Below are 25,212 nucleotides of genomic sequence, written 5' to 3' on the forward strand. Positions count from 1 at the left end.
GGCCCGTTGCCCCGGCGTGGCGCCGCCCGATCCCGGCCCACCCCGCGCCAGCGGCCCGCCCCGTGCCGGGGGCGCCCGTCAGAGCCGCAGCGCGAGGCGCGCGGCCAGCCAGCTGAGGCCGATCAGGACAAGATCGGCGGGCAGAAGCGCCGCCAGCGCCGTCTCGTCCCCGACGCCGAAGGGGTACAGCCGAAGCGCCAGCCCCGACATGTCGCCCGACAGCGCCACGACCGCCACGGCCATGGTGTTGTTGACCATGTGCAGGGCAATCGCCGGACCCAGCGATCCCGCCCGCGCGGTCAGATCGGCGGCGGCAAGCCCGAAGGCAAAGGACCACAGCGCGATCGTCGCGGCATTTCCGCCGTAGTGCCCCGGCGCGTAATGCCCCAGCGCAAAGAGCGCCGAGGGGACGACCAGCCAGACCACAGGCATTCTCAGCCGCGCGCCCAGTTGCGATTGCAGGTAGCCGCGGAAGAACAGCTCTTCCGAGCCGGTCTGCACCAGCAGCGCCAGCAGGGTCAGCGGCAGCAGCGCCAGCCAGAGACCGGGGTCCAGTCCCGGCTCGCTGGCGGCGCGCAGGGGCCAGGGCGGCAGCAGCGCCACGGCGGCATTCAGCGCCACCAGCGCCAGCGCCACGCGCAGGGCCTGCGCCCGGAACAGCGGCCACGGCCCCAGCAGGCTTTGCAGCCCGCGCCAGTGCATGGTCTCTGCCACCACCAGCGTCGCCAGCCCCAATGCCCCGGTCAGCCCCAGCAGGGCCAGCATGCCCAGCGGATCCTCCGCATGGGTCAGCGCGTCCAGAAAGGCCGCCCTCGCGCGCGGCGGCGCCAGCCCCTCGACCAGCGCCACCACGCCGCGCGACAGCCCCAGCGTCACCGCGAGAACGACCACCAGCCCCAGCGCCAGCCGCCACAGGGCCGCCGAGGGCCGTGCCGGCTCTGTCAGCAGGGCGAAACGGCTATAGCGCAAGGCGGGCGCCTGCATGATCGGGGGCGCGTCCGGGCCACGGCGCGCTGATGGTCGGTGAACCCCGGTCGCCGGTCCTGTGCATTGCCGCCCTGCCCCCTTTCGCTTGCCCAAAGACTCTCTGCCCGCGCCGGTTCTGTCAACCGCCGCCCAAGGGGCCGGGTTCAGCGCACATCCGCCGACGGGACACGCGGCGCTTGGCAAGGCCCGCATGGATCCGCATTGTTTTCGCAGGTGGGCTTCCGGATTGGGGTCGGCGGCCAAAATGCATAAAACAGACTTCACACTCGCGGAACTGCCCGGCGCCCTGCGCCGGGTCTTTCTGATGTGGCAGGCCTCGGATCGCGGCGACGGGGTCCGGCTGAGGGATATCGACCTCGCGGAATTGACCAGCGATCTGGACGTCATCGTCCTGACAGAGATCCATCGCGACGCCGTGACAGGCGCGGTCGACTTCGAGCCCGTCTTTCTGGGGAAGTCGGTCCGCGACCGGATCGCGCAACCGATGATCGGCCAGCGCCTGTCGACCCTGCCGGGCAAGGGCCCCGGTTCCGGGATCTGGGCGGCCTACGAGGCCCTGGCCATGGGCCAAGGCCCGCTTCTGGCCCGGCTGCCCTATGACGGCCCCGCCGCCGGGATCACCGAAACGGTCGAAGTCCTGCTGCCGCTGCGCCCCGACGAGGGAGCGGGTCGCGCGCCGCTCTACGCGCTGGCCGGTGTCCGGTATCTCGGCGCGGAAGACGCCCGTGTCGCCGAACCCGCCACAGTGGGCGCCGCATCGCGCCGGGTGTCTTGACGCAGTAAGGCCCCGTGCTAAGCACTTTGCATGTTCGACGTCTTCCTCAAGACCCTGCCGTTCTTTGCCCTGATCGGGGTCGGCTACGGCGCCGCGAAGTCCCGCTTCTTCCCGCCCGAGGCGACGGCGCACCTGACGAAGTTCGTCTTCTACTTCGCGCTGTCGGCCATGCTGCTGCGTTTCTCGGCCAACCTGTCGTTCTCCGACATCTTCGAGCCACGGCTTGCCGCCGGTTATCTCTGGGGCACCGCCGTGACCTATGGCATCGCCATGGCGGTGGCCTTCCTGCGCCGCACCGACGCCTCGACCGCCGCGATCGAGGCGCAATGCGCGGCCATCGGCAACACCGGCTTCCTCGGGGTGCCGATGCTTGCCCTGTTGTTGGGGCAAGAGGCCATCGGGCCGATCATCCTGATCCTGTCGATTGACCTCGTGGTGTTCTCGTCCCTGCTGACCATCATCGTGGTCGGCGCCCGGGGCGGTCAGGTCGGGCTGCGCCTGCTGCGAACCGTGGGGCTGGGCCTTCTGGCCAATCCGATGATCGTGGCCATCGCCTTCGGCCTGGGCATCTCGGCCTCCGGCCTGCCGGTGCCCGAGGTCGCCAATGCCTTCCTCGAAACGCTTGGCAATGCGGCGACGCCCGGCGCGCTTTTCGCCATCGGCGCCTCGCTGGCGACGAAATCGGCGGAACGGCTGGAGATCGCGGCCTGGCTGTCCTTTGCCAAGCTGATCCTGCACCCGGCCTTCGTCGCGGCGGGGGTCTATCTCTTCTTCCCGGTCGACGCCTACCGCGCCTCTGTCGCGGTCTCGGCCGCCGCGCTGCCCGTCGCGGGCAATGTCTTCATCCTGGCCCAACACTACGGCGTGGCGCCGCAGCGGGTGTCGGCCTCTATCCTGATCTCGACGACCTTCAGCATCCTGACGGTCAGCGCCGTGATCGCCACCGTGGCGACCAACTGACCACGCAGGCGGGCGTTCGATCCCGGTCAGAGGCGCCCCGCCTCAGCTGCGCCCCTCGCGCAGCCAGGCCGCGACGATCAGGCCAGAGCCCAGCAGCAAGACCAGCCAGGCGGGCAGCAGCGGCGTCTGGCGGACATCCAGCGTTTCATAGGCCTCGCGCGGGGTCACGCCGATCCAGCCACGCCCCGCCGCCGGACGGCCCGCGCGGACCTCGCGCACAGAGGGCAGGCCCTCTTCCAGCCGCAGCACGCCGCCGCGCGTGCTGTCGATCAGCGGGGTCAGGGCGGCACCGCTGGCGATGGTCTGCACGAACTCGCGCGGGGCGGCGGGGCCAAGCCCGATGACGGCGGACAGGTCGCCCTCTTCCAGCCTGTAAAGGCCGATGTCCGGCCCCTCGAAGACCGCCTCGAAGCGGCCCGGGGTTTCCTCGGTCAGCGGGATCACCGTTTCCTGCCCGTCCGGGCCTATGACGGTGACGCTGTCCACATCCTCGTCCAGCGAGCGGCGGATGATGCGCATGGTCTGGCCGGTGGCTTCGGCCCAAAGCGCCTCTTCCTCAAGCTCGGGCTCCTTCATCATCCAGTGCGCCAGCCGCCGCAGCAGTTCCAGCTGCGGGCCGCCGCCCTCGAAGCCCCGGTTCCACAGCCAGGCCTGATCCGAGGCCAGAAGCGCCACGCGCCCCGCGCCCACCCGGTCGAGGATCAACAGCGGCTGGTCGGAGATCCCCGACATCACCACGTCGCCCTCGGTCGGCGTGACCTCGACCTGCCGCAGCCAGCGCCCCCATGTCTCGGAGCCCGACAGGCCCGCCGTGACCGGGTGGCGCGCGCCAAGGTCGGTCACGACCGGGCGATAACTCTCGTCCAGCACGCGGGCGGTGGGCTCGGCGGGCAGGATCTCGGCCAGCGGAGAGCGGTAGATCGAATCGGCAGAGGCAAAGTCCGGCCCGGCGGCGACCAGCACCGCGCCGCCGTTCTCGACGTAGTTGCGCACGTTATCCAGATAGATCGACGGCAGGATGCCGCGCCGCTTGTAGCGGTCGAAGATGATCAGGTCGAAGTCGTCGATCTTTTCAAGGAACAGCTCGCGCGTCGGGAAGGCGATCAGCGAGAGTTCATTGACCGGCACGCCGTCCTGCTTTTCCGGCGGGCGCAGGATGGTGAAATGCACGAGGTCGACACTGCTGTCCGACTTCAGCAGGTTGCGCCAGGTCCGCCCGCCCGCATGCGGCTCGCCGGAAACCAGCAGCACGCGCAGCCGGTCGCGCACCCCGTTGATCTGCACCAGCGCGGTATTGTTGCGGTCGGTCAGCTCGCCCTCGGCCTCGGGCACGGTGAACTGGATCACGTTCATGCCGCCATGGGGCAGCGTGATCGGCAGCGAGAGATCCTCGCCCACCGGCACCCGGTAGGTTTCCGGCTCGGACCCGTCGACCGAGATTTCGATGTCGGTCAGGGCATCCCCCGGCGCCGCGCCGTCGTCGTCGATGCGCAGGGTCAGCTCGACCTCTTCGCCGAGGATGGCGAAGGCGGGCGCATTGCGCACGATCAGGCGGCGGTCCCAGTCGTCCTCCTGCCCGGTCATCAGCAGATGCAGCGGCGCGGGCAGGTCGGGCGCGCGTTCGAGGTCGTGCAGACGTCCGTCCGACAGCAGGACGATGCCCGAGATGCGCCCGCGCGGTTCCTCTGCGATGGCCTCTGACAGGGCGGTCATCAGCTGCGTGCCGGCGTCGCCCTCGCCATCCGGCACGGGGATGCGCCGCACCTCTGTGTTGTCGCGCGCCAGCAACGTCGCCTCCAGCCGGTCGGCGGCCTCGGCGGTCACCCCGGCCCGTTCGGCAAGGTTCTGCGAGGCGGTTTCGTCCACCAGCATCAGCACGATATTGGTCAGCGGCGCGCGGTCCTCGATCTGATACGAAGGCTGCGCCAGCGCGCCCACCAGCACCAGCGCCGCCAGCGCGCGGAAGGCCCAGCCCGACAGCCCGCGCCACAGTGCCAGTGCGGCGCCGCCGAGGGCCAGCGCGCCCAGCACGGCGATCACCGCCCAGGGCAGAAGCGGGTCGAAAACGAAGGATCCGGTCATTGGCCAAGCCTGTCCAGCAATGCAGGCACATGGACCTGATCGCTTTTGTAATTGCCCGTCAGGACGTGCATCACGAGGTTCACGCCAAAGCGGTAGGCAATCTCGCGCTGCCGCTCGCCGGTGAAGCCGGACCCCAAACGCACCATCGGGTTGCCACTGGCGTCCATGGCCCAGGCGGCGGCCCAGTCATTGCCGCCGATCACCACGGGCGTGACGTTGTCGTTGAGGTCGCGGAAGGGCATCCCCTCGATCAGTTCCGCGTCGGGCGGCGCCGCCTCGACCCAGACATCGCGGCCCGTCCAGCGCCCGGGGAAGTCCTGCAACAGGTAGAAGGTCCGCGTCAGCACGTGATCGGCGGGCAGGGGTTCCAGCGGCGGGATGTCCAGCGGGCGGGCGAGCTGTTGCAGCTTGCGGCCCTCAGGGGTGCCGCTGCCGAAGCCCGCCACATCCGCGTCGCGGGTGTCGAACAGGATCATCCCGCCCGAGCGCAGGTAGGTGTTCAGCTTGGCATAGGCCGCCGCCGAGGGCGTCGGCTGGTCCGGCGTGATGGGCCAGTAGAGCAGCGGGTAGAAGGCCAGCTCGTCGCGCTCCAGATCGACGCCCATGGGTTCCGCCGGTTCGACCGAGGTGCGGAAGTACAGCGTGTCCGACAGGCCCTGAAGCCCCGCATGCGCAACCTCGTCGATGCGGTCGTCGCCGGTCAGGACATGCGCCAGCACCACCTCCGAGGTCGCCCGTATGGCGCGCTCGATGTCGGTGTCCGGTTCGGCGGTCTCGGGTTGCGCGGGGTCTTCGACCGGCACCGCGTTCTGCGCCATGCCCTCGCGCGGGACCAGAGCCAGCGCGGCCAGCAGGACAGAGGCCGAAACCGCCCCGCGCAGCCGCCCCGACAGCGCCAGAGAGGCCACGACATCCACCACCAGCAGCGCAATCGCCAGCCCCAGCAGCAGGCCCGCCAGCGGGCGCTCGCGCGGCTGGCTGAGACCCTCGACGGCGATCCGGTCGGGCCAGACCATCGGCTTCAGCGCGGTATCGGCGGTGACGACATTGCGGGCAAGGCTGCGGTCCTCGCCCTGATAGAGACCGGGGCGCAGTTCCGGGCCAAGCGCGGCCTCGACCAGCGCGGGGCCTTCGACCCCGGGCAGGGTCTCGCCGTCGCGGGCATTGCCGAAGGCGTCCAGCACCATGACCGGCTGCCAGACGGTGCCTTCCATGTCCTCGACCTCGGGCTGGGCGGTGGCGGAAGAAACCGCCAGCCGTTCCAGCATCTGCACGAAGAGACCCGACAGCGGCAGGGTCGACCATTCGGCGTTGGCGGTGACGTGGAACAGCACGACCTGCCCCTGCCCGATCTCCTTGCGCGTCACCAGCGGCGTGCCGTCGGTCAGTTGCGCCACCACGCGGTCGGCCAGCGTCGGGTCGGGCTGGGCCATGACCTGGCTGTTGATGGTCACGTCCTCCGGCACCGGCAGGCCGAAGAAGGGGCTGTCCTCGGTGAAGGGCGCCAGCGCCTTGGGTTCGCCCCAGGACATGGCGCCGCCCACGGTGCGGCCCCCGGCGCGCAGGCGCACGGGCATCAGCGGATCCTCGGCGTCGCGGCTGACATCGGACGCGGCAAGGCGCGGCCCGGCGAAGCGCAGCAGCATGCCGCCCTTCTCGACCCACTCCAGCACCGCCTCTTCCTCTGCCGCCGACAGGGTCGCCACGTCCGCCAGCACGATCACGTCGGGGTTGGCGGGCAGCAGGTCGGTCAGCGCACCGTCCAGCAGGTCGGCGGTGGGTTGCAGCGCCTTTTCGAGGTAATGCAGTGGCGAGAGCAGCTCCAGCCCCTCGCGGTCCTCGCGGCCCGCGATCAGCGCGACCTCGCGGCGGCGCAGGCTGTCGTCGGGCAGGGTCACGGCACCCGCGCTGCGGATGCCCTCGATCTCGAAGCGGTCGACCCGGGCGCGCAGTTCGGCAGGCAGCGAAAGCTCCACCTCTGCCGTCAGGGCACCGGCCTCGAAGCTGACGGGCTGGCGCAGCAGCACCGCCTGATTGCCCGCCGGGTCGCGGCCGCGCCCGGCCAGCGTGACCTCTGCCGCGCCCTCGGCGCGCAGGCGGCGCAGGGTGAAGTGCAGGTTGCCATCCTCGACCCGCGCCGGTTCCAAAGCGTACAGCGTGCGCGGCGCCTCGAAGACGGTGACGGTGCCCCGGCCTTCCAGAGAGGCAAGGAAACCCGCGCGGCTGTCGCGGATCAGGGCGTCGGACATCCAGTAGCTGTCGAAGGGGCCGTCGGGCAGCATCTCGGTGGCGCGGCTCAGGCTGTCGTTGCCCGGCTCCCACGGCTCCGGCGACACGCCGGTCAGGCGGCTGCGCACCACGTCGGCGGCAAGAAACTGCACCGGCTCGGGGTTGGTCAGACGCATCAGGGCCACCGGGCGCCCGTCGCGCCCGGCCTCGGCCAGAAGCCCGTCCAGCGCCACCATGCGCGCGCGCCAGTCGGCGGCAGAGGCCCAGCTTGCGTCCATGACAACCAAAAGCGGGCCGTCGCCCTCGGCTCCCTCGCCCCGGTCGGGGTTCAGCACCGGACCGGCCATGCCGATGATGACAGCCGCCACCGCCAGCATGCGCAGCAGCAGCAGCCACCAGGGCGTGCGGTCGGTGACCTGTTCCTGATCCTTCAGGCCCAGCAGAAGCACGACGCCCGGAAACAGGCGGCGGATCGGCGCGGGCGGCACGGCGCGCAGGATCACCCAGAGGATGGGCAGCGCCAGAAGCCCCAGCAGAAGCCAGGGCGTGGTAAAGCCGAGAAGGCCGAAGAGTGTCATCCGTTGCTCCCGTCCAGGGCGCGATAGACCCAGAGCAGCGCGGATTGCGCCGTCTGGTCAGTGTGATGCGTAAAATGTTGCCAGCCGGTCAACCGACATATGGCGTCCAGCCGCGCCTTCCGCTCGGCCAGCCTGTGCAGGTAGGTCCTGCGCAGGTCGCCCGCCTTCAAGGTCTCGTGCCGCAGGCTCTTGTTCACGCTTTCGAAAATGGTGCGCCCGTCGAAGGGGAAGGCCTCTTCACTGGGGTCGAGCACCTGCAACAGCACACCGCGCACGCCGCGGTCGGCGGCCTTGGTCAGCGCCGCCTCGACCGGCGCGGGGTCCGAGAGGAAGTCCGAAACGAAGAGCGCCTTGGCATGGGGCAGCATGCCGCGCGCCTCGGGTTCGGCATAGTCGTCCTCGCCGTCCTCGGACAGCAGTTCCGCCAGCCGCAGGGTCTGCTGGTCGCCACGCCGGGGCGGCAGTTTCCACCCGGTCAGGCCGACGCGCTCGCCGCCCCGCACCAGCAGGATCGAGGCCGCCAGCGCCACCAGCCGCGCCCGGTCGGCCTTGGTCGGCAGCTTCTTCGACGACGAAAACCGCATCGACGCGCCGGGATCGACCCAGACCTGCACCGACTGGGCGATCTGCCATTCGCGCTCGCGCACGAACTGCTCGTCGCCGCGGGCCGAGCGGCGCCAGTCGATCTGCCGGTAGCTGTCGCCCACGGTCAGCGGGCGGTACTGCCAGAAGTCGTCACCCAGACCGGCGCGACGGCGTCCGTGTTCGCCCAGAAGGACGGTCCCGGCCAGTTGCTCGGCCCGCGCCAGAAGGGCGGGAAAGCGCCCGGCCTCTTCCTGCGCGCGGGTGCGCAGATGGGCGACGGTGCCTGTCACGCGGCGGCCTCGGCGGGGGCCATCTGCGCGGCGGTCTCGTCGATCAGGCGGCCAAGGTCCTCACCCCGGGCGCGCGCCGAAAAGGTCAGCGCCATACGGTGCACCAGCACCGGCTTGGCCATGTCCAGAACGTCGGCGGGCGAAGGCGCAAGACGGCCCTCCAGCAGCGCCTTGGCGCGCACGGTCAGCATCAAGGCCTGCGCGGCGCGCGGGCCGGGGCCCCAGGCCACCAGGTCCTTGACCCGCTCGGTCGCCGAGGGATCGTCGGGCCGGAAGGCGCGCACCAGATCGAGGATCATCTCGACCACCGCCTCGCCCACCGGCATCCGCCGCAAGAGGCGCTGCGCGGCGATCAGCTCTTCGCCGGTGAAGACCTGATGCGACTGCGCCTCTTCGGTGCCGGTGGTGGCCATCAGGATATCGCGTTCGGTCTTGCGGTCGGGATAGGCCACGTCGATCTGCACGAGGAACCGGTCAAGCTGCGCCTCGGGCAGCGGGTAGGTGCCTTCCTGCTCGATGGGGTTCTGCGTGGCCAGCACGTGGAAAGGCGCGTCCAGCGCGCGGGTCTCGCCCGCGACGGTGACAACCTTCTCCTGCATCGCCTGAAGCAAAGCCGACTGCGTCCGGGGCGAGGCGCGGTTGATCTCGTCCGCCATCAGCAGCTGACAGAAGATCGGGCCTTCGATGAACTTGAAGGCGCGGGCGCCGTCCACGCCGGTTTCCAGCACCTCGGAGCCGAGGATATCGGCGGGCATCAGGTCGGGCGTGAACTGGATGCGGTTGCCGTTCAGCCCCATGACGGTGGACAGGGTTTCCACCAGGCGGGTCTTGCCCAGACCCGGCAGGCCGATCAGCAGCGCATGGCCGCCGCAGAGCATCGCCGCCAGCGTCAGGTCGACGACACGCTCCTGCCCGATGAAGCGCGCCTGGATCGACTGTCTGGCCAGCGCCAGCTTGTCTTCCAGCGCTTCGATCTCTGCGACCAGATTTTCGGCCTCGGCCATGTTAAATCTCCACTTCCGGGCTAGTATGCTGTTGGTGCGAGTGTATCGCGCGGTTCGGAAATGGCAAAAGCAATGCGTTCACAAAATGGCGTGCCGCCCTCGGCGGAGGGCATCGCAGAGGCAGCCCGCAAGGCCGGTGGCAAAGGTCCGCCGCCGGTCCACAAATGGAACCCGCCCTTCTGCGGAGACCTCGATATGCGCATCGCGCGCGACGGGACCTGGTTCTACCTTGGCACGCCGATCGGGCGCATGGGGCTGGTCAAGCTGTTCTCGTCGATCCTGCGCAAGGACGGCGAGGACTACTTTCTGGTCACGCCTGTCGAAAAAGTGGGCATCACGGTGGAAGACGCCCCCTTCGTGGCGGTCGATTTCGAGGCAGAAGGCGCGGGGCCGGACCAGGTGCTGACCTTCCGCACCCATGTGGACGACCACGCCGTGGCCGGGCCCGATCACCCCATTCGTGTGGAGCGTGACCCCGAGACGGGCGAGCCCGCGCCCTACGTGCTGGTGCGCGCCAACCTCGAGGCGCTGATCGACCGCAAGAGCTTTTACCGGCTGGTGGATCTGGGCACGCACCATGACGGCTGGTTCGGGCTGTGGTCCTCGGGCCGCTTCTTTCCGCTCATCCCCTCGGAGGACCTGCCGGACTGACGGCGCCGGGGGCGCCGTTTTCTTGCAAAGAAAACGGATCGAATTCTTTGCAAGAATTCGCCACCGCATAAATAGACGCCGCTCCCGAGGGAACGGCGCCTGGCCTGCTGAAAAGGGACTTGGGTGAAATTCAGAGCGTGAAGGACCAGAAGAAGGTCTCGCCCGAGCTGTCGTCGACGCCGTCGTTGTCGGTCGAGACCCAGACGGTGCCCTCCTCGAAGATCGCCAGACCCTCGACCTTGTCGACCACGTAGCCGCCCTGCGCCTTGAGGTCGGGGATCAGGTCGCGGACCTCTTCCTTCGACACCACCGGCAGGTCGCCGCCCAGCGGCGCCGGCACCATCTCGGCGGCCGGGATGCGGTAGACCTTCTTCGTCACCGCCGCGGCACCGATCTGGTTGTCGCGCTCGACCACGTAGAACCAGTCGCCATGCGCCACGATCTCGGACAGTCCGACCCAGCCGGTTTCCGGCTCGGCCTTCTTGTAGTGGACCGCGCCCCATTCGCCGCTTTCGAGGTCATAGGAGACCAGCTTCACGCGGCCCTTCGGATCGTCGCCCCACTCGCGCTGCACGGCCATCCAGAGGGTGCCGTCCTTCAGGGTGATGCCTTCGAAGCCAAAGCGCGTCTCGACCGCCATCAGCTCGGCGGGCAGGCCGATTTCCGCGTCGATCACCCCTTCGGCGGTGACGTGGTAGATCGCGTGCGGGATCACCCGGTCGGTGCGGCCTTCGGAAGCGACCCAGAAGCCGCCCTCGCCGTCCAGCGTGATGCCTTCAAGGTCCAGCTTCTGCGCCGCGTCGCCATTGGCGCGGGTGATCCGCAGGGCCTTGGTGATGCGTGCCGGGCTCTGCGTGGTGTCGATGGTGAAGATCGTCGGCTGGTAGCCGTAGAAGCTGTCGTTCACCGCGTAGACAAGGCCATTCTCGCCCGCCACCATGCCGGAAATCGCGCCCCAGCCGATCAGTTCATCCGCGCCTTCCGAGGTCAGCTGCGGATATTGCGCCGCGCCTTCCGCGTAGTCGAACAGCATGACATGCGCACGCACGCCGCCCTCGGGGCCGAGGTCGGTTTCATTGGCCGAGACCAGCAGGTTGCGCGCGGGGATGGCGACATAGCCCTCCGGCCCGATGCCCGAGGGCAGGATCTGCTTCAGCACCGGCGCCGACAGGTCCGTGACGTCGTAGACGCCAACCGCCGACCCGCGCTCGGACCCGACGAAGACATAGGGCGTGCCGTCGAATTCCGCGAACTCGATCGATTCGGGCTCCACCCCCTTGGCGTCGGACCGCTTGTCCGGGTAGTGGCCGATCTGCACCAGCGCATGCTCGAAGGACGCGCCGCTTTCATAGACGACCGAGCCGTCCTTGTTGAAGATTGTCCAGCCGCGAGAGCCGCCGTCCATGTCGCCCTCGTTCGCCGTGGCGAAATGGTCGGCGTCGATCCATTTGACCGCGTCGGGCTCGCGCTTGCGGGCGGGCTGGCTGTCGGTGAAGATCAGCGCGCCGCGCTCGTCCCTGGTGTCGATGCCTTCGAGGTCCACCGCCCCGGCGGAGAAGTGGTTCAGCACCGTACCGTCAGAGGCGATCACCGCGAGGTGGTTGTTCTCCTGAAGCGTCACGACGATCTCGCCCGCCGCGTTGACGTCCACGAACTCGGGCTCGGGGTCCTCGGGGGAAACCTCGGCCAGACCGGTCAGGTCGACCTTGATCAGCCCGTCGCAATCGGGCGTGCCGCCCTCGACGGGGACGATCACCACGTAACCGGCGGGCATCTGACCGGTGCGGCCGTCGCCCAGATCCTCGTCGCGCTCGTTCTCGATGGCGACGGTGACAAAGCTGCCGTCCCTGGCCATGGCCACGCTGTCGGGCTGGCCGCCAAGGTCGCAGGAATAGGCCTCGACGCCCGCCTGCAGGTCGAAGACCGCAAGGCGGCCCGAGGGATCGGTGTAGCTTTCCGAGGTGTTCACACCCACGAAGGCCGCGGTGCCCTTGACGGCGACCGAGGTCGGCTCTCCGTCCAGCGCGAGGTTGCCCAGCGGCTGCGGGTTCGCCGGGTCGGTGATGTCGATGCGGCCCAGCACGCCCAGCGGGCTGTCGGTGTAGACCAGCGTCATGCCGTCTTCGGTCGCGGCGATGATCTCTGCCGAGGTTTCGCGCGCGGTATCCTCGCCCTCCGCCATGTTCATGGGCGTCGCAAAAGAGGCGATGCGATTGAAGGTCATGTCCGCCGAAGCGGCCCCGGCGGCAAGCGCCAGCGCACTGGTCAGACAAAGCGTGCGGATCGGCATGGGAATCCCCTGTTCTTCTGGTTCCATGCCTCTTTCCGGCGCCAGGGTAACGGGGCGATGACGGTTTGGTGACGCTCCGGCGAAGACGCGCGCCCCTTGTGGCGGCAGGGGAAAGCCCTAAGCAGGGTGGGAAAGGAGCCCCGTCATGATCCCGCCCCGCCTTGCCCCCGTCGTCTTCGGCCTGCTGCTGTCGGGCTTCATGTCGCTGATCGTGTCGGGCGTCGCCACGCTGCGGGCCCTGGGTGTGGTCCCGGACGTCTTCGGCCTGTGGATGAGCGCATGGGTCTCGAGCTGGCTGATCGCCTTCCCCTCGGTGCTGGTCATTGCCCCCGTCGTCCGGCGGCTGGTGGCGCGTTACACGCGCCGCTGACCGGCCCGATGACGGTCAACGCCCCGCTTCGCGGCGGGGACGGCCCGGACGGATCAATCGCCCAGCTTGGCGTGAACCTCGGCGAGGTCGATCTCGCCCACCGGCATCTTGTTGGCGGGGTTCTCGAAATCGTAGCGGAACAGCTCGAAGTCGCGTTTGAAGATCTCGTAGACCAGATGCATCGAGAGGTCGTCGAAGTAATCCTCGACCGGGTGAAGGCGCTTGGGCCCGTGGCCTTCGGACTCGTTGAAGCGCGGGATCTGCGTCAGGTCGACCGGGTGGCGGGTCTGGACCTTGTCCAGCACCCCCTGCATCCCGGCGTTGAAATCCTCGGTCCAGAAGATCTGGTCGTAGCGCCCGCCGTTCACGATGAAGGTCGAGACATGGCCCGACATGGCGGACCAGTGAATGTCCGGCTCCATCGGGCGGCGCCAGCGGATGGTGTCGCGCACGAACAGCAGGAAACGCCGGAAGGACCGGATCTGGTCGAATTCCTGCTGGCCGTCGTCGCCGCCGACCTCGATCCCGTATTTCTGGATCAGCAGGGGCACGAGGTTGCCGCGATAGCGTTTGCCGTTGCGCTGGATGCCGCAGATCTTGTCGAAGAAGCTGGACAGGATGCGCGTGTAGGGGTTGCGCACGCAGGTGAAGGCATAGGACGAGCGCGTCTTGACGTTGGCCTTGATGGCGGGCTGGCTGTCCTCGCGCGCCCATTTGTGCAGGCCCTCGGTGGCGTCGTGGATGTCGCCGTCGTAGAACCGCCCGTGGTCGGAATAGAACATGATCTGGCCAATGGTCGAACAGGCGCATTTCGGGACGACCCGATACACCATGCTCTCGCTTTCGGTCATCCATGTGCCGGGAAAGCCCATGCCTGCTGCCTCCGCTGACATCCGTTATGGTCTTCTTGACGCCTGACCTGCTACTTGACGTCTGACCTGCTACAAAAAAACCAAACAAAGCCGGTTTATTCAACGCCCCGCAGGCTTTATCAACAGAAACAATCGGGCAACTCCAGGGCAACCGTTCGCTGCATGGCAAAAATCGCCTTCATCCTTCTGTGTCACAAGGACCCGGATGCGATCATCCGTCAGGCCAACAGCCTGACGGCGGCGGGGGACTACATGGCGATCCATTTCGACGCCCGGTCCCCGGCGGCGCATTACACGCGCCTGCGCGCCGCCCTGAAGGACAACCCGAACGTCACCTTCGCGAAGAAACGGATCAGGTGCGGCTGGGGGGAATGGAGCCTTGTGCGCGCCACGCTGGGCACGGTGGAGGCCGCGGCAGAGGCCTTTCCGCGCGCGACGCATTTCTACATGCTGTCCGGCGATTGCATGGCGATCAAATCGGCGGAATACGCGCATGAATTCCTCGACCGGCGCGACTGCGACTATATCGAAAGCTGCGACTACTTCGAAAGCGACTGGATCAAGACCGGCTGGAAGGAAGAGCGGCTGATCTACCGCCACTGGTTCAACGAACGCACGCAAAAGCGGCGCTTCTACGCGCTGTACCGGATGCAGAAGCGGCTGGGCCTGACGCGGGCGATCCCCGAAGACATCGAGGTGATGATCGGCAGCCAGTGGTGGTGCCTGCGTCGCCGCACCATCGAGGCGATCCTCGCCTTCGCGAGAAAGCGGCGCGACGTGATGCGCTTCTTCGCGACCACGTGGATCCCGGACGAGACCTTCTTTCAGACGCTGGTCCGCCACCTGATCCCCGAGCACGAGATCGAAAGCCGCACACTGACCTTCCTGATGTTCACCGACTACGGCATGCCGGTGACCCTCTACAACGACCACTACGACCTGCTCCTGTCGCAGGACGCGCTCTTCGCGCGGAAGATCTCTCCCGAGGCGACGGAACTGCGGCGGCGCCTTGGCGTGCTCTATGCCTCGGAAGGGGCACGGTTCCAGATTTCCAACGAAGGGCGATCGCTGTTCAGGTTCCTGACCGAGAAGGGCCGGGGCGGTCGCCGCTTCGCGCCGCGGTTCTGGGAAACCGAAAGCTCTCTGGGCCGCGAACGCGAGTTGCTGATCATCGTCTGCAAGAAGTGGCATGTGGCCAAGCGGCTGGTGGAGCGCATCCGCCAGGTGACGAACATTCCCTGCATCGAATACCTCTTCAACGAGGAAAGCTGCGCGCTGCCGGACCTTGGCGGCATCCAGTCGACCATGGGCAAGCGCCACCGCCACCGGCGGGCGCTGATGCGGATGCTCTATGACTACTACGAGACCGAGCGCCTGATCGTCTGCATGGACCCCGCCAACCTCGACCTGATCGAGGACTTCGGACGGGATCGCGCGCTGACGCGCATCCTCGAGGTCGAATGCCAGTTCTCGGACGCCTACCTGATCGGCCATGCCAAGCGGGTGGGCCTGGCTGGCGACCGGACGCCCTTCGAGACCATCGAACGCCTGCTGCCGACGGTGCGCAACGACATGACGCATGAAAGCGACCGCATCCGGGATGCCCAGTTCGAGAACTACCAGCGCCTGCGCGAGATCGATCCGGCCGAGGTCAACGCCCGCACGCTGGAGCGTTTCCTGTCGGTGCCGGGCGCGACAGCGCAGGAGATCGCCGGGGCGGAGCACCTCTTCGCGGATTGAGGCCGGTTGCATGTGGCGGGGATTTCGGCCTTGATGCGGCCCGAACGGCGCCCTGACATTCCCGAGGACCCCATGGCCTACAGCTACGACGACCAGAACATATTCGCGAAGATCCTTCGCGGGGAGATCCCGAACCAGACGGTGAAGGAGACCGACCACAGCCTCGCGTTCCGCGACATCTACCCGCAGGCGCCGCTGCACGTCCTGGTGATCCCGAAGGGCGCCTACGTCAGCTTCGACCATTTCGCGCAGGACGCCTCGGACGCCGAGATCCTCGACTACGTCCGCCTTGTCGGCGAGGTCTGCCGCATGGAAGGCGTCGAGGAAGACGGCTGGCGGCTGATCTCCAACGCGGGCCGCAACGGCGTGCAGGAGGTTCCGCACCTGCATGTCCACATCCTCGGCGGTCGCGTCCTCGGCCGGATGCTCCAGAAACAGGACTGATCCAAAGGGGCGCGCTGCCGCGCGCGCATGCTGTCTCGGCTTCGGCCTGCGGCCTGCGCCTCGGGCCGGCGCCTGTGGAACCCACGCCCGCCACTTGCACGATGCACGCGCGGAACCCTTGCTTTCAGGTATTTGGGCCAAGAAGAAAAACCAGGGCTTCTTCTTGGTCCAAATACCCTCCGCCGGAGGCATCCGACGGAAAAGCCTGGCGAGAGGTCAGCCGGTGGAGCGCGTCAGTTCCAGGAAGACATCTTCGAGATCGGCCTGTTCTGTCCGCACGTCGCGGATGCGGATGCCCGCGCGATGCACGGCGTTCAGCACGTCCTCGGCGCTGGTCCGTTCGGCGTGGTAGCTGAGCGCGAGGCTGCCGTCGTCCCGGCGGCGGGTTTCGACACCGGGCGTTTCGGGCAGGGTTTCGGGCTGCGTTTCCGGCACGATGACCATGGTCCGGCGGTCGATCTGCCCCAGCAGGTTCACGGTCGAATCGCGCGCCACCAGAGCGCCGTGGTTGATGATGGCGATCTCGTCGCACATCTCTTCGGCCTCTTCGAGGTAGTGTGTCGTCAGGATGATCGTCATGCCGCGTTCGCGGTTCAGCCGTCGGACGTTGCGCCAGAGCATCTGCCGCAGCTCGATGTCCACACCCGCCGTGGGCTCGTCCAGCACCAGCACCTGCGGCGAATGGACCAGCGCCTTGGCCAGCAAAAGGCGGCGGCGCATCCCGCCCGACAGCGTGCGTGCATAGGCTTCGGCCTTGTCGGTCAGGCCGACCATCTCGAGGATTTCGTCCGAGCGGCGTTCGGATTTCGGAACCCCGTAGAGACCCGCCTGCACTTCCAGCGCGCCGCGGGGCGTAAAGAAGGGGTCGAGGTTCAGTTCCTGCGGCATCACGCCGATGGCGGCGCGGCTCTGGCGCGGGTTCACGTCCTGATCCCAGCCCCAGATCGTCACCCTGCCGGAGGTCTTGGTCACCAGCCCGGCGAGAATGTTGATCATCGTGGATTTCCCCGCGCCGTTCGGCCCCAGCAGACCAAAGACGGACCCCGCCGGGACCGAGAGGTCCACCCCCCGCAGCGCCTGTTTTCCACCCTCGTAGGTCTTGGCCAGCCCTTCGATCCGGATTGCGTCCTGTGTCAACGCTTGCTCCACCCTGTTGCATCGGTCATACCCGCATCTAGAGCGGCAGGGCCCGGACGGGAACCCGAAACCTTGTAAACCTCCGGGAAAGGGCTTGCCGGTAGACTGGAATCGCGGGGCCTTCGCCGCTTCGCAGGGAAGGGGAAGGCCCATGACAACGCAAGCGCCGGAAACCGTGGTGGTCAAGGCCCATCGCATTGCCTGCGACGGCGGCGGAGCCGCCCTGGGGCATCCGCGGGTCTGGCTGCAGATCCCGCTGGAGACCGGCTTTGTCGAATGTCCCTATTGCGATGCCAGATACGTTCACGCCGATTTCGCGGACAAGGCCTAGGCCGTGATCCCCGCCCCGGCATATCCCCCGCAGACCGGCCCCGCCCCGGCGGTGACGCAGACGGGGGTCCCCGGGGCGCGGCAATGATCCCCCTCCCCTGGCGCGGGCTGCCGCCGGTGGCCTGCGACCGGCGTGTCTACAGCCGGGCCGAACGGGCCAGCGACATGATCGTGCATCTTGCCGCCATCGTGCTGGCCCTGGCCGCCGTGCCGGTGCTGATCACGCTGACGGTGATCTGGCGCGGCGATGCCGCCGGGATCGTCGGCGTGTCCGTCTACGGCGGCACGCTTCTGCTGATGCTGACCGCCTCGCTGCTCTACAACCACCTGCCCGCGCCGCAGTGGACCGGCTTCCTGCGGCGGCTGGACATGTCGGCGATCCATCTCAAGATCGCGGGCACCTACACACCCTTCGCGCTGCTTTCCGGCTCTGGCCTTGGCCTGCTGACCGCAATCTGGAGCGCGGCGGCCGGGGCCACGCTTGTCACCATGATCCGCAGGCATCTGCCCGCCGGTGCCGCCGTTCTGATGTGCCTGTGTTCCGGCTGGGTTGTCGTGGTCGGCGGGCGCGACCTGCTGGGCAGCCTGCCGCTTTCGGCCACGGTTCTGATGCTGCTGGGCGGCCTGCTCTATTCCGTCGGAACGCCCTTCCTGCTGGCCTCGCGCCTGCGGTTTCACAACACCATCTGGCACGTGATGGTGGTCGCGGCCTCGATCGTCTTCTTCGTCGCCGTCTTCCTTGTGGCCGCCGCGCCGCCCGAGCTGATCGACCTCGACCGGGGCTGACAAAAGCAGCCGCCTGACCACCGCCCGCCGGTTGCCGGGGCGGCAGGCAAAAGGACAACTGGCAGGCAGGCCCGGATCGTGGCAAACCCCATGCGGAACAGGACGCGGAGGCGAAGACCATGGCAGGAAATTTCGGCAAGGGGTGCCATCTGCACCTGATCGACGGGTCGGCCTATATTTTCCGGGCCTTCCACGCGCTGCCGCCGCTGACGCGCAAGTCCGACGGGCTGCCCATCGGCGCCGTGTCAGGCTTTTGCAACATGCTGCACCGCTACGTCGAGGGCAACACCGGCCCCGACGCGCCGACTCATGTCGCCGTGGTCTTCGACAAGGGCAGCCACACCTTCCGCAACGATCTCTATGACCAGTACAAGGCCAACCGCGAGGCCATGCCCGAGGATCTGCGCCCGCAGATCCCGCTGACCCGCGAGGCGACCGAAGCCTTCAACATCGCCTGCAAGGAGATCGAGGGGTTCGAGGCCGACGACATCATGGCGACGCTGGCCTGCCGGGCGCGCGAGGCCGGGGGACGGGTGACGATCCTGTCGTCCGACAAGGACCTGATGCAGCTTGTGGGCGAGGGGGTCGAGATGCTCGACCCGATGAAGAACAAGGTCATCGACCGCGACGGCGTGCTGGAGAAGTTCGGCGTCGGGCCGGAACGCGTGGTGGACGTGCAGGCGCTGGCGGGCGACAGCGTCGACAACGTGCCCGGCGCGCCGGGGATCGGGATCAAGACGGCGGCGCTGCTAATCAACGAATTCGGCTCGCTCGAGGATCTGCTGGACCGCGCCGAAGAGATCAAGCAGCCCAAGCGCCGCCAGACCCTGATCGAGAAGCGCGACCAGATCGAGCTGTCGAAACGCCTCGTGCAGCTGGATTGCGACATGGAGCTGCCCTTCACGCTGGACGATCTGGAGGTGAAAGAGCCGGACCCCGAGGTGCTGCTGGGCTTTCTGACCAAGATGGAATTCCGCAGCCTGACCAAGCGGATCGCCGACAATGCCGGGGTCGAGGTGCCTGCGATTCCCGAACCCGCCACCGCCGCCGATGCGCCCGAGGCCGCGCCGGACTGGCCCGCCATCGACGCCGCCTCCTATGAATGCGTGTCGGACATGGAGGCGCTTCACCGCTGGATCGCACGGGCCACCGACCTTGGCACCGTGGCCGTCGACACCGAGACGACCGGCCTGAACGAGATGCTCTGCGACCTCGTCGGCGTCAGCCTTGCGGTCGCACCCGGAGAGGCGTGCTATATCCCCCTCGCCCATCTGGCCGAGGACAGCGGAGAGGGGCTCTTTGCCTCGGACGCCAGGGCCGAGGGGCAGCTTCCGATGGATCAGGCGCTGGCCGCGCTGAAGCCGCTGCTGGAAGACGCGGCGGTGATGAAGATCGGCCAGAACATGAAATACGACGCCAAGGTGCTGTCGCGCTACGGCATCGAGATCGCGCCCATCGACGACACCATGCTGATGTCCTACGCGCTGCACGGCGGCGAGCATCAGCACGGCATGGACACGCTGGCGGAACGCTATCTTTCGCACACGCCGATCCCGATCAAGGAGCTGCTGGGCACCGGCAAGAGCCAGATCACCTTCGACCGGGTGCCACTGGACAAGGCCACCGGCTATGCCGCCGAGGATGCGGACGTCACCCTGCGCCTTGCGCTGACCTTCAAGCCGCAGCTGCACCGGGCGCGTGTGACGCGGGTCTACGAGACGCTCGAACGCCCTCTGGTGCCGGTGCTGAAGACGATGGAGATGGCGGGCATCGCGGTCGACCGGGGCACGCTGTCGCGCATGTCCGGCAAGTTCGCGCAGAAGATGGCCGAACTGGAAGCCGAGATCCACGAGCTGGCGGGCGAGAAGTTCAACGTCGGTTCCCCGGCGCAGCTGGGCGACATCCTGTTCGAGAAGATGAGCCTGCCGGGCGGCAAGCGCGGCAAGACCGGCAAGTATTCCACCCCCGCCGACGTGCTCGAAGACCTCGCGACGGAACACGACTTGCCGGGCCGCGTGCTGGACTGGCGGCAGCTGTCCAAGCTGAAATCGACCTACACGGATGCCCTGCAAGAGCACATCAACCCCGACACCGGGCGGGTGCATACCTCTTATTCCATCGCCGGGGCGAACACCGGGCGGCTGGCCTCCAACGATCCGAACCTGCAGAACATCCCGGTCCGGTCCGAGGAAGGCCGCCGCATCCGCGAGGCCTTTGTCGCGCCCGAGGGCAAGGTGCTGGTCAGCCTCGACTATAGCCAGATCGAGCTGCGCATCCTCGCCCATATGGCCGGGATCGACGCGCTGAAAGAGGCCTTCCGGCAAGGGCAGGACATCCATGCCATGACCGCGTCCGAGATGTTCAACGTGCCGATGGATCAAATGACGCCGGAGGTGCGGCGGCAGGCCAAGGCGATCAACTTCGGCGTGATCTACGGCATCTCGGGCTTCGGCCTTGCCCGCAACCTGCGCATCCCGCGGGCCGAGGCGCAGGGCTTCATCGACCGCTACTTCGAGCGCTTCCCCGGCATCAAGCAGTACATGGACGACACCGTGGCCTTCGCGCAGGAACACAAGCGCGTCGAGACGCTGTTCGGCCGCGTCATCCACACGCCCGAGATCGGCGCCAAGGGGCCGCGCGCCGGGTTCGCCAAGCGCGCCGCGATCAACGCGCCTATTCAGGGCACGGCGGCGGATATCATCCGCCGCGCCATGGTGCGGATGCCCGAGGCGATCGAGGGCCTGCCCGCGAAGATGCTGTTGCAGGTCCACGACGAACTGCTGTTCGAGGTCGAGGCGGGCGCGGTGGACGACCTGATTGGCGCGGCCCGGTCGGTCATGGAGGGCGCGGCGGAACCGTTGGTGAAGCTGGACGTGCCGCTGGTTGTGGATGCCGGACAGGGTGCGAACTGGGCCGAGGCGCATTGAGCTTTGACCATGGCCGGGCTGAAGCCCGGCCTACGGGATGCCTGCGGTGCCAGCCTCACCCGCTCTGAAACCCGCGCGCGGCGGGGGGAGGGCGGCCTGTCGGCCTGCCCCGCCCTTCTGAAATCCGGGCGCCTGTGAAAAAACTTGGTCGGGTATACAAGGATTGCACCCCGGTGCGCGTCCAAGTGACAAGATGCGGATGGATGTCAGTGACGAAACCCTTGCCCGCGCGGCGGCGGACGGCGACCGGCAGGCCTTTGCCCTGCTGGTCGAGCGGCTCTATGACCGTGTCTATGCCTATGCGGTGAAGCTGACCGGCAGCCGGACAGAGGCCGAGGATCTGGCGCAGGACATCTGCGCCGCCCTGCCCGCCAAGCTGCGCGGCTTCCGGGGCGAGGCGACGCTGACCACATGGCTTTACCGGATCACGGTGAACGCGGCGCGGGACCGCTTTCGCCGCCGCGCCAGCCATGCCAGGGCCGCCGAGGGCTGGGGCGACCACGAGCTGGCCCGCCGCGCCGCAGAGGCCGAGACGGCAGAGCGGCTGGACTGGCTGACAGAGGCGATGCGCGGCCTCTCGGTCGAGATGCGCGAGACGCTGGCGCTGGTGCTGGACGGCGTGACCCACGCCGAGGCCGCGCAGGTGCTGGAGGTCTCGGAAGGCACGGTCAGCTGGCGCGTCTCGGAATGCCGCAAGCGGCTGAAGGCGATGAAGGAGGCAGAAGCATGAGCGGTGACGAGTTCGACGACCTGAAGCGTGCCTTCGACGCGGCCCTGCCGCCGCCGGACCCCGAGGCGCGCAAGCGCGCCCTGACGCTGGCGATGAAAAATTTCGACGATGTCCAAGGATCGACCGATCCGGCGCGTCTGACCTCTGAGCCTGCCCGGAGGGGCGGCCTTTCCAGAGGAGTACGCAAGATGATCGCAGGGATTTCAAGCAAGGGTTTTCTGACCGCCACGACCGCGCTGGCCGCCGTGGCCATGGTCGCCGTCATTCCCGTGCTGCGCGAGCAGGCGCCCGGCCTGCCCGGCCGCGAGGCCGCGCCCGGGCCGGTGGTGCTGACCGAAGAGGCCGAGGCGCCGCTGGCCGATCTGGCGCCCGCCGAACAGGTCGAAGCCGCGCCGCCGATGGTCGCCGCCGACATGGCCTCCGAGCCGATGCCCCAGACCTTCGCCGCCCCCGGCGCCGCCGTGCAGAACCGCGCCATGGGCGGCGCCGCCAAGATGGCGCCCGGCGTCGTCAGCCCCGACCCCATGCCCGCGCCGCCCTTCGACGCGCCGGTCGCCGGTCTGCCCGACACCGAGGCCTTCCCCGAAGCCGAGGAGAACAGCGTCAAGGTCACGGCGGAAGAGCCGGTCTCAACCTTCTCGGTCGACGTGGACACGGCCTCTTGGTCGATCGTGCGCAACTCTCTGACGAACGGGATGCTGCCGCCAAAGGACGCGGTGCGGATCGAGGAGATGGTGAACTACTTCCCCTACGATTACCCCGCGCCCGGGGGCGATGCACCCTTCGCCGCCGCCATCGGTGTCTCGGACACGCCATGGCGCGCGGGCACGCAGGTCGTGCATATCGGCCTGCAAGGCGCGCTGCCCGCAGAACGCCCCGCGATGAACCTTGTCTTCCTGATCGACACCTCCGGGTCGATGGACCAGCCCGACAAGCTGCCGCTGCTGAAACAGAGCTTTCGCCTGATGCTGGGCCAGCTTGGCCCCGAGGACAGCGTTTCCATCGTGACCTATGCGGGCAGTGCGGGCCGCGTGCTGGACCCGACCCCGGCGACAGAGCGCGGGACCATCCTCGCCGCGCTCGACCGTCTTCAGGCCGGGGGCGGCACCGCCGGTCAGGCGGGTCTGCAGCAGGCCTATGCCACCGCCGCCGAGATGACCGAGGACGGAGAGGTCAGCCGCGTGATCCTTGCCACCGACGGCGACTTCAACATCGGCATCAGCGATCCCGAGGCCCTGAAAGACTACATCGCCGCCCGGCGCGACAGCGGCACCTACCTGTCGGTGCTGGGCTTCGGGCGCGGCAATCTGGACGATGCGACCATGCAGGCACTGGCGCAGACCGGGAACGGCATGGCGTCCTACATCGACACGCTGGCCGAGGCGCAGAAGGTGTTGGTGGACCAGTTGACCGGCGCGCTGGTGCCCATCGCCGACGACGTGAAGATCCAGGTGGAATGGAACCCCGCCGCCGTGTCCGAATACCGGCTGATCGGCTATGAAACGCGCGCCCTGCGGCGCGAGGATTTCAACAACGACAAGGTCGATGCCGGAGAGATCGGCGCGGGCCATCAGATCACCGCGATCTACGAGATCACGCCCGCCGGATCCGACGCGCGGATGACCGACCCGCTGCGCTACGGCACGGCGCAGCCTGTGGCGGGCGACGCCTCCGAACTGGGCTTCCTGAAGCTGCGCTACAAGGCGCCGGGCGAAGAGGTGAGCCAGTTGATCGAGGTGCCGGTCATGGCCGATGCCGCCCCCCTGCCGGACGCGCAATGGGCCACGGCCATCGCGGGCTTCGGCCAGATCCTGCGCGGCTCGGACATGGTCGGTGACTGGAGCATCGGCGACGCCATGGCGCTGGCCCAAGGCGCCCGGGGCGAAGACCCCTACGGCTACCGGCAGGAGGCGATCACCCTGATGCGGCTGGCCGAGAGCCTGAGCCAGTAAGGCGCCGCCCTGCCCCGTCCCGGGGCTTATGTGTTCGGGACGGGCACGATCAACCACCCTGCGCGGAACCAAGGCGAAGCCGCCGCGCCATCATGCCAGAGGCATGTATCCGACATGACGGGCCGTCCCCTTGGCCCGGCGATTTGGCTGATGAAGGCGCAACCTGACTTTGGCCGTACGGACTTTGCCGGGATAAACTGCCTTCCTGAAAGGTAGGATCGCCGCGCCAAGGCCCGTCGATGGCGCGGCTCATCGCTTGGGGTGACAGTTTTTTTGATCCGAGTACCCCGATGTAGGCCCCGATCGCGGTTCACTTCTTCGGCGGAAACACCGGCATGCCGTCCGTCGTCTCCAGCAGGATCGCGCGCGATTCGGCGGTGAACTCGCGGCGCAGCACCACGCCCAGCGTGAACAGGGTCGCCACGAACAGCGGCACCGCCCCCGCCAGCCAGGCGGCACTCGCGATGCCGAAATAGACCGACCGCAGGCCGCGATTGTAGCCGCGCCCCGCCGTGACGTTGATCTCTCCGGCCTTTTGGGCGCGCGGCAGGGCCACCGGGTCCTCGGGGTCGTTGGGCACCGCCGCCATCAGGATCGAGCAATAGCCGAACAGCCGGTGCGACCAGACGAACTTCAGGAAGGCGTTCACGGCGAAGCCCAGCATGACGAAGATCTTGATCTCCCAGACGATCACCGGGTCCGTCGCCTGCGTCAGATCCTGTGCCACGCCGCGCAACCGCTCGGCATTGCCCAGCAGGGCAAAGCCCCCGCCGATGGCGATCATGCTGCCCGAGGCGAAGAAGGCCGTGCTTTGCCGCAGGCTGTTGACGATCTGGCTGTCGAAGATGCGCGGGTCGCGGTGCAGGAAGGCCACCATCCAGACCCGTCGATACTGCGCCATGATCTTCGAGGTCGAGGGGCGCGCGGCGGGCGGATGCTCGATGATCCAGCTCGACCCGAGCCACGCCAGCAGCAGCAGCGCAAGCGCCGCGTAATCCAGGACGGTGAAGGCGTTGAGATAGCGCGCGTCCATCAGAACGGCTGGGCGACAACGGCCCAGAGCACGGCGATGACGATGAAGACCGAGACCTCGTTGAAGATGCGCAGGAACATGTCGCTTTCGCGGAACTCTCCGGCCTGCGCGCGGCGCACCAGCTTGCCGGTCCAGAGGTAATGTGCCGCCAGCACCAGCACCAGCGTCGCCTTCAGGTGCAGCCACGCGGGCCAGCCCAGCCATGTGCCGTACCAGAGGCCGGTGACGATGGCGATCACCCCCAGCCCGAAGGAAAAGCGGTAAAGCCGGAAAGTCAGGTCGCCCAGCGGGCCGTTCTCGCCCAGCCGCGCGTGTTCGCGCTTCCAGTAGATCAGCGCGCGCGGCACCGCGAAGATGGAGGTCATCCACCCCATGACGCAGAGAATATGTATGATCTTGACCCAGGCCATGGGCGCAGATGACCCACCAAGGCGGCAAAGCGCAAGATGCCGCAGCATTG

21 protein-coding genes are annotated in these 25,212 nt (G+C 68.0%); 11 read left to right on the top strand and 10 right to left on the bottom strand.

What is annotated here, in order from left to right; genetic code table 11:
* Positions 1-78: 78 nt before the first annotated feature.
* Positions 79-969, bottom strand: a complete 891-nt coding sequence (locus tag ACN5KJ_RS04625; RefSeq protein WP_418592271.1) for a lysostaphin resistance A-like protein — start codon at positions 967-969, stop codon at positions 79-81.
* A gap of 262 nt (positions 970-1,231) precedes the next feature.
* Here ACN5KJ_RS04625 and ACN5KJ_RS04630 point away from each other — a divergent pair, with 262 nt between their 5' ends.
* A complete protein-coding gene (locus ACN5KJ_RS04630) occupies positions 1,232-1,762 on the top strand; it encodes a hypothetical protein (protein ID WP_418592273.1) in 531 nt (176 codons plus the stop codon).
* A 30-nt stretch (positions 1,763-1,792) separates the two neighbouring features.
* On the top strand, positions 1,793-2,722 hold the full coding sequence (locus ACN5KJ_RS04635) for an AEC family transporter (RefSeq protein ID WP_347166123.1): 930 nt from the start codon (positions 1,793-1,795) through the stop codon (positions 2,720-2,722).
* 42 nt (positions 2,723-2,764) lie between these two features.
* On the opposite strand, the gene ACN5KJ_RS04640 is transcribed toward ACN5KJ_RS04635, so the two are convergent.
* Genes ACN5KJ_RS04640 through ACN5KJ_RS04655 form a run of 4 tightly spaced genes read right to left on the bottom strand, consistent with a single transcriptional unit; the run spans position 2,765 to position 9,490 of the window.
* On the bottom strand, positions 2,765-4,804 hold the full coding sequence (locus tag ACN5KJ_RS04640) for a glutamine amidotransferase (protein WP_418592275.1): 2,040 nt from the start codon (positions 4,802-4,804) through the stop codon (positions 2,765-2,767).
* Positions 4,801-7,611 (bottom strand): DUF4159 domain-containing protein, encoded by a 2,811-nt coding sequence (locus ACN5KJ_RS04645; protein ID WP_418592277.1) that lies wholly within the window; start codon positions 7,609-7,611, stop codon positions 4,801-4,803. The genes ACN5KJ_RS04640 and ACN5KJ_RS04645 overlap by 4 nt, the downstream gene beginning before the upstream one ends.
* Complete coding sequence (locus tag ACN5KJ_RS04650) at positions 7,608-8,486, bottom strand: DUF58 domain-containing protein (protein WP_418592279.1); 879 nt, start codon at positions 8,484-8,486, stop codon at positions 7,608-7,610. The genes ACN5KJ_RS04645 and ACN5KJ_RS04650 overlap by 4 nt, the downstream gene beginning before the upstream one ends.
* Positions 8,483-9,490, bottom strand: coding sequence for an AAA family ATPase (locus ACN5KJ_RS04655; protein ID WP_418592281.1), 1,008 nt, complete (start codon positions 9,488-9,490; stop codon positions 8,483-8,485). The genes ACN5KJ_RS04650 and ACN5KJ_RS04655 overlap by 4 nt, the downstream gene beginning before the upstream one ends.
* A gap of 72 nt (positions 9,491-9,562) precedes the next feature.
* On the opposite strand from ACN5KJ_RS04655, the gene ACN5KJ_RS04660 reads away from it, so the two are divergent.
* Complete coding sequence (locus ACN5KJ_RS04660; protein WP_418592283.1) at positions 9,563-10,141, top strand: DUF1285 domain-containing protein; 579 nt, start codon at positions 9,563-9,565, stop codon at positions 10,139-10,141.
* 130 nt (positions 10,142-10,271) lie between these two features.
* Here ACN5KJ_RS04660 and ACN5KJ_RS04665 read toward each other — a convergent pair whose 3' ends face one another.
* On the bottom strand, positions 10,272-12,431 hold the full coding sequence (locus ACN5KJ_RS04665) for an esterase-like activity of phytase family protein (RefSeq protein WP_418592922.1): 2,160 nt from the start codon (positions 12,429-12,431) through the stop codon (positions 10,272-10,274).
* A 145-nt stretch (positions 12,432-12,576) separates the two neighbouring features.
* Between ACN5KJ_RS04665 and ACN5KJ_RS04670 the strand changes: the two genes are divergently transcribed.
* Complete coding sequence (locus tag ACN5KJ_RS04670) at positions 12,577-12,801, top strand: DUF2798 domain-containing protein (RefSeq protein WP_418592285.1); 225 nt, start codon at positions 12,577-12,579, stop codon at positions 12,799-12,801.
* Positions 12,802-12,854: 53 nt separating this feature from the next.
* Here the strand turns inward: ACN5KJ_RS04670 and ACN5KJ_RS04675 are convergent, their stop codons facing one another.
* Positions 12,855-13,673 carry a sulfotransferase family protein gene (locus ACN5KJ_RS04675; RefSeq protein ID WP_347167969.1) on the bottom strand — a complete coding sequence of 273 codons (819 nt, stop codon included), beginning with the start codon at positions 13,671-13,673 and terminating at the stop codon, positions 12,855-12,857.
* A 162-nt stretch (positions 13,674-13,835) separates the two neighbouring features.
* Here ACN5KJ_RS04675 and ACN5KJ_RS04680 point away from each other — a divergent pair, with 162 nt between their 5' ends.
* Complete coding sequence (locus tag ACN5KJ_RS04680) at positions 13,836-15,413, top strand: DUF5928 domain-containing protein (RefSeq protein ID WP_418592286.1); 1,578 nt, start codon at positions 13,836-13,838, stop codon at positions 15,411-15,413.
* A gap of 72 nt (positions 15,414-15,485) precedes the next feature.
* The gene (locus tag ACN5KJ_RS04685; RefSeq protein WP_418592924.1) at positions 15,486-15,857 is read left to right on the top strand and encodes a histidine triad nucleotide-binding protein; all 372 of its coding nucleotides are present in this window, start codon (positions 15,486-15,488) and stop codon (positions 15,855-15,857) included.
* A gap of 216 nt (positions 15,858-16,073) precedes the next feature.
* On the opposite strand, the gene ACN5KJ_RS04690 is transcribed toward ACN5KJ_RS04685, so the two are convergent.
* Positions 16,074-16,994: an ATP-binding cassette domain-containing protein gene (locus tag ACN5KJ_RS04690; RefSeq protein ID WP_418592287.1), complete on the bottom strand. Its 921-nt coding sequence runs from the start codon at positions 16,992-16,994 to the stop codon at positions 16,074-16,076.
* 151 nt (positions 16,995-17,145) lie between these two features.
* Between ACN5KJ_RS04690 and ACN5KJ_RS04695 the strand changes: the two genes are divergently transcribed.
* From ACN5KJ_RS04695 to ACN5KJ_RS04715, 5 genes are all read left to right on the top strand, one after another.
* Positions 17,146-17,325, top strand: coding sequence for a zinc-finger domain-containing protein (locus tag ACN5KJ_RS04695; RefSeq protein WP_206563726.1), 180 nt, complete (start codon positions 17,146-17,148; stop codon positions 17,323-17,325).
* Between the two features lie 83 nt (positions 17,326-17,408).
* Positions 17,409-18,110 carry a PAQR family membrane homeostasis protein TrhA gene (trhA, locus tag ACN5KJ_RS04700; RefSeq protein WP_418592289.1) on the top strand — a complete coding sequence of 234 codons (702 nt, stop codon included), beginning with the start codon at positions 17,409-17,411 and terminating at the stop codon, positions 18,108-18,110.
* Between the two features lie 119 nt (positions 18,111-18,229).
* Complete coding sequence (polA, locus tag ACN5KJ_RS04705) at positions 18,230-21,037, top strand: DNA polymerase I (RefSeq protein WP_418592291.1); 2,808 nt, start codon at positions 18,230-18,232, stop codon at positions 21,035-21,037.
* 199 nt (positions 21,038-21,236) lie between these two features.
* Entirely contained in the window at positions 21,237-21,767 is a 531-nt protein-coding gene (locus tag ACN5KJ_RS04710; RefSeq protein WP_418592292.1) for an RNA polymerase sigma factor, read from the top strand.
* Positions 21,764-23,719 carry a YfbK domain-containing protein gene (locus tag ACN5KJ_RS04715; protein ID WP_418592294.1) on the top strand — a complete coding sequence of 652 codons (1,956 nt, stop codon included), beginning with the start codon at positions 21,764-21,766 and terminating at the stop codon, positions 23,717-23,719. Before ACN5KJ_RS04710 ends, ACN5KJ_RS04715 begins: the two co-directional genes overlap by 4 nt.
* A 310-nt stretch (positions 23,720-24,029) precedes the next feature.
* On the opposite strand, the gene ACN5KJ_RS04720 is transcribed toward ACN5KJ_RS04715, so the two are convergent.
* A complete protein-coding gene (locus tag ACN5KJ_RS04720) occupies positions 24,030-24,752 on the bottom strand; it encodes a DUF599 domain-containing protein (RefSeq protein WP_347167970.1) in 723 nt (240 codons plus the stop codon).
* Positions 24,752-25,162, bottom strand: coding sequence for a CopD family protein (locus ACN5KJ_RS04725; protein ID WP_418592926.1), 411 nt, complete (start codon positions 25,160-25,162; stop codon positions 24,752-24,754). The genes ACN5KJ_RS04720 and ACN5KJ_RS04725 overlap by 1 nt, the downstream gene beginning before the upstream one ends.
* Positions 25,163-25,212 lie beyond the last annotated feature (50 nt).

It is taken from the genome of Ponticoccus sp. (in: a-proteobacteria), assembly GCF_048381735.1.

What these genes read in the sequence shown, in the direction of transcription:
- ACN5KJ_RS04630 (WP_418592273.1), top strand. Translation starts at nt 1,232, where the DNA reads ATGCATAAAACAGACTTCACACTCGCGGAACTGCCCGGCGCCCTGCGC.
- ACN5KJ_RS04635 (WP_347166123.1), top strand. Translation starts at nt 1,793, where the DNA reads ATGTTCGACGTCTTCCTCAAGACCCTGCCGTTCTTTGCCCTGATCGGG.
- ACN5KJ_RS04640 (WP_418592275.1), bottom strand. Translation starts at nt 4,804, where the DNA reads ATGACCGGATCCTTCGTTTTCGACCCGCTTCTGCCCTGGGCGGTGATC.
- ACN5KJ_RS04645 (WP_418592277.1), bottom strand. Translation starts at nt 7,611, where the DNA reads ATGACACTCTTCGGCCTTCTCGGCTTTACCACGCCCTGGCTTCTGCTG.
- ACN5KJ_RS04655 (WP_418592281.1), bottom strand. Translation starts at nt 9,490, where the DNA reads ATGGCCGAGGCCGAAAATCTGGTCGCAGAGATCGAAGCGCTGGAAGAC.
- ACN5KJ_RS04660 (WP_418592283.1), top strand. Translation starts at nt 9,563, where the DNA reads ATGCGTTCACAAAATGGCGTGCCGCCCTCGGCGGAGGGCATCGCAGAG.
- ACN5KJ_RS04665 (WP_418592922.1), bottom strand. Translation starts at nt 12,431, where the DNA reads ATGCCGATCCGCACGCTTTGTCTGACCAGTGCGCTGGCGCTTGCCGCC.
- ACN5KJ_RS04670 (WP_418592285.1), top strand. Translation starts at nt 12,577, where the DNA reads ATGATCCCGCCCCGCCTTGCCCCCGTCGTCTTCGGCCTGCTGCTGTCG.
- ACN5KJ_RS04675 (WP_347167969.1), bottom strand. Translation starts at nt 13,673, where the DNA reads ATGGGCTTTCCCGGCACATGGATGACCGAAAGCGAGAGCATGGTGTAT.
- ACN5KJ_RS04680 (WP_418592286.1), top strand. Translation starts at nt 13,836, where the DNA reads ATGGCAAAAATCGCCTTCATCCTTCTGTGTCACAAGGACCCGGATGCG.
- ACN5KJ_RS04685 (WP_418592924.1), top strand. Translation starts at nt 15,486, where the DNA reads ATGGCCTACAGCTACGACGACCAGAACATATTCGCGAAGATCCTTCGC.
- ACN5KJ_RS04695 (WP_206563726.1), top strand. Translation starts at nt 17,146, where the DNA reads ATGACAACGCAAGCGCCGGAAACCGTGGTGGTCAAGGCCCATCGCATT.
- trhA (WP_418592289.1), top strand. Translation starts at nt 17,409, where the DNA reads ATGATCCCCCTCCCCTGGCGCGGGCTGCCGCCGGTGGCCTGCGACCGG.
- polA (WP_418592291.1), top strand. Translation starts at nt 18,230, where the DNA reads ATGGCAGGAAATTTCGGCAAGGGGTGCCATCTGCACCTGATCGACGGG.
- ACN5KJ_RS04710 (WP_418592292.1), top strand. Translation starts at nt 21,237, where the DNA reads ATGGATGTCAGTGACGAAACCCTTGCCCGCGCGGCGGCGGACGGCGAC.
- ACN5KJ_RS04715 (WP_418592294.1), top strand. Translation starts at nt 21,764, where the DNA reads ATGAGCGGTGACGAGTTCGACGACCTGAAGCGTGCCTTCGACGCGGCC.
- ACN5KJ_RS04720 (WP_347167970.1), bottom strand. Translation starts at nt 24,752, where the DNA reads ATGGACGCGCGCTATCTCAACGCCTTCACCGTCCTGGATTACGCGGCG.
- ACN5KJ_RS04725 (WP_418592926.1), bottom strand. Translation starts at nt 25,162, where the DNA reads ATGGCCTGGGTCAAGATCATACATATTCTCTGCGTCATGGGGTGGATG.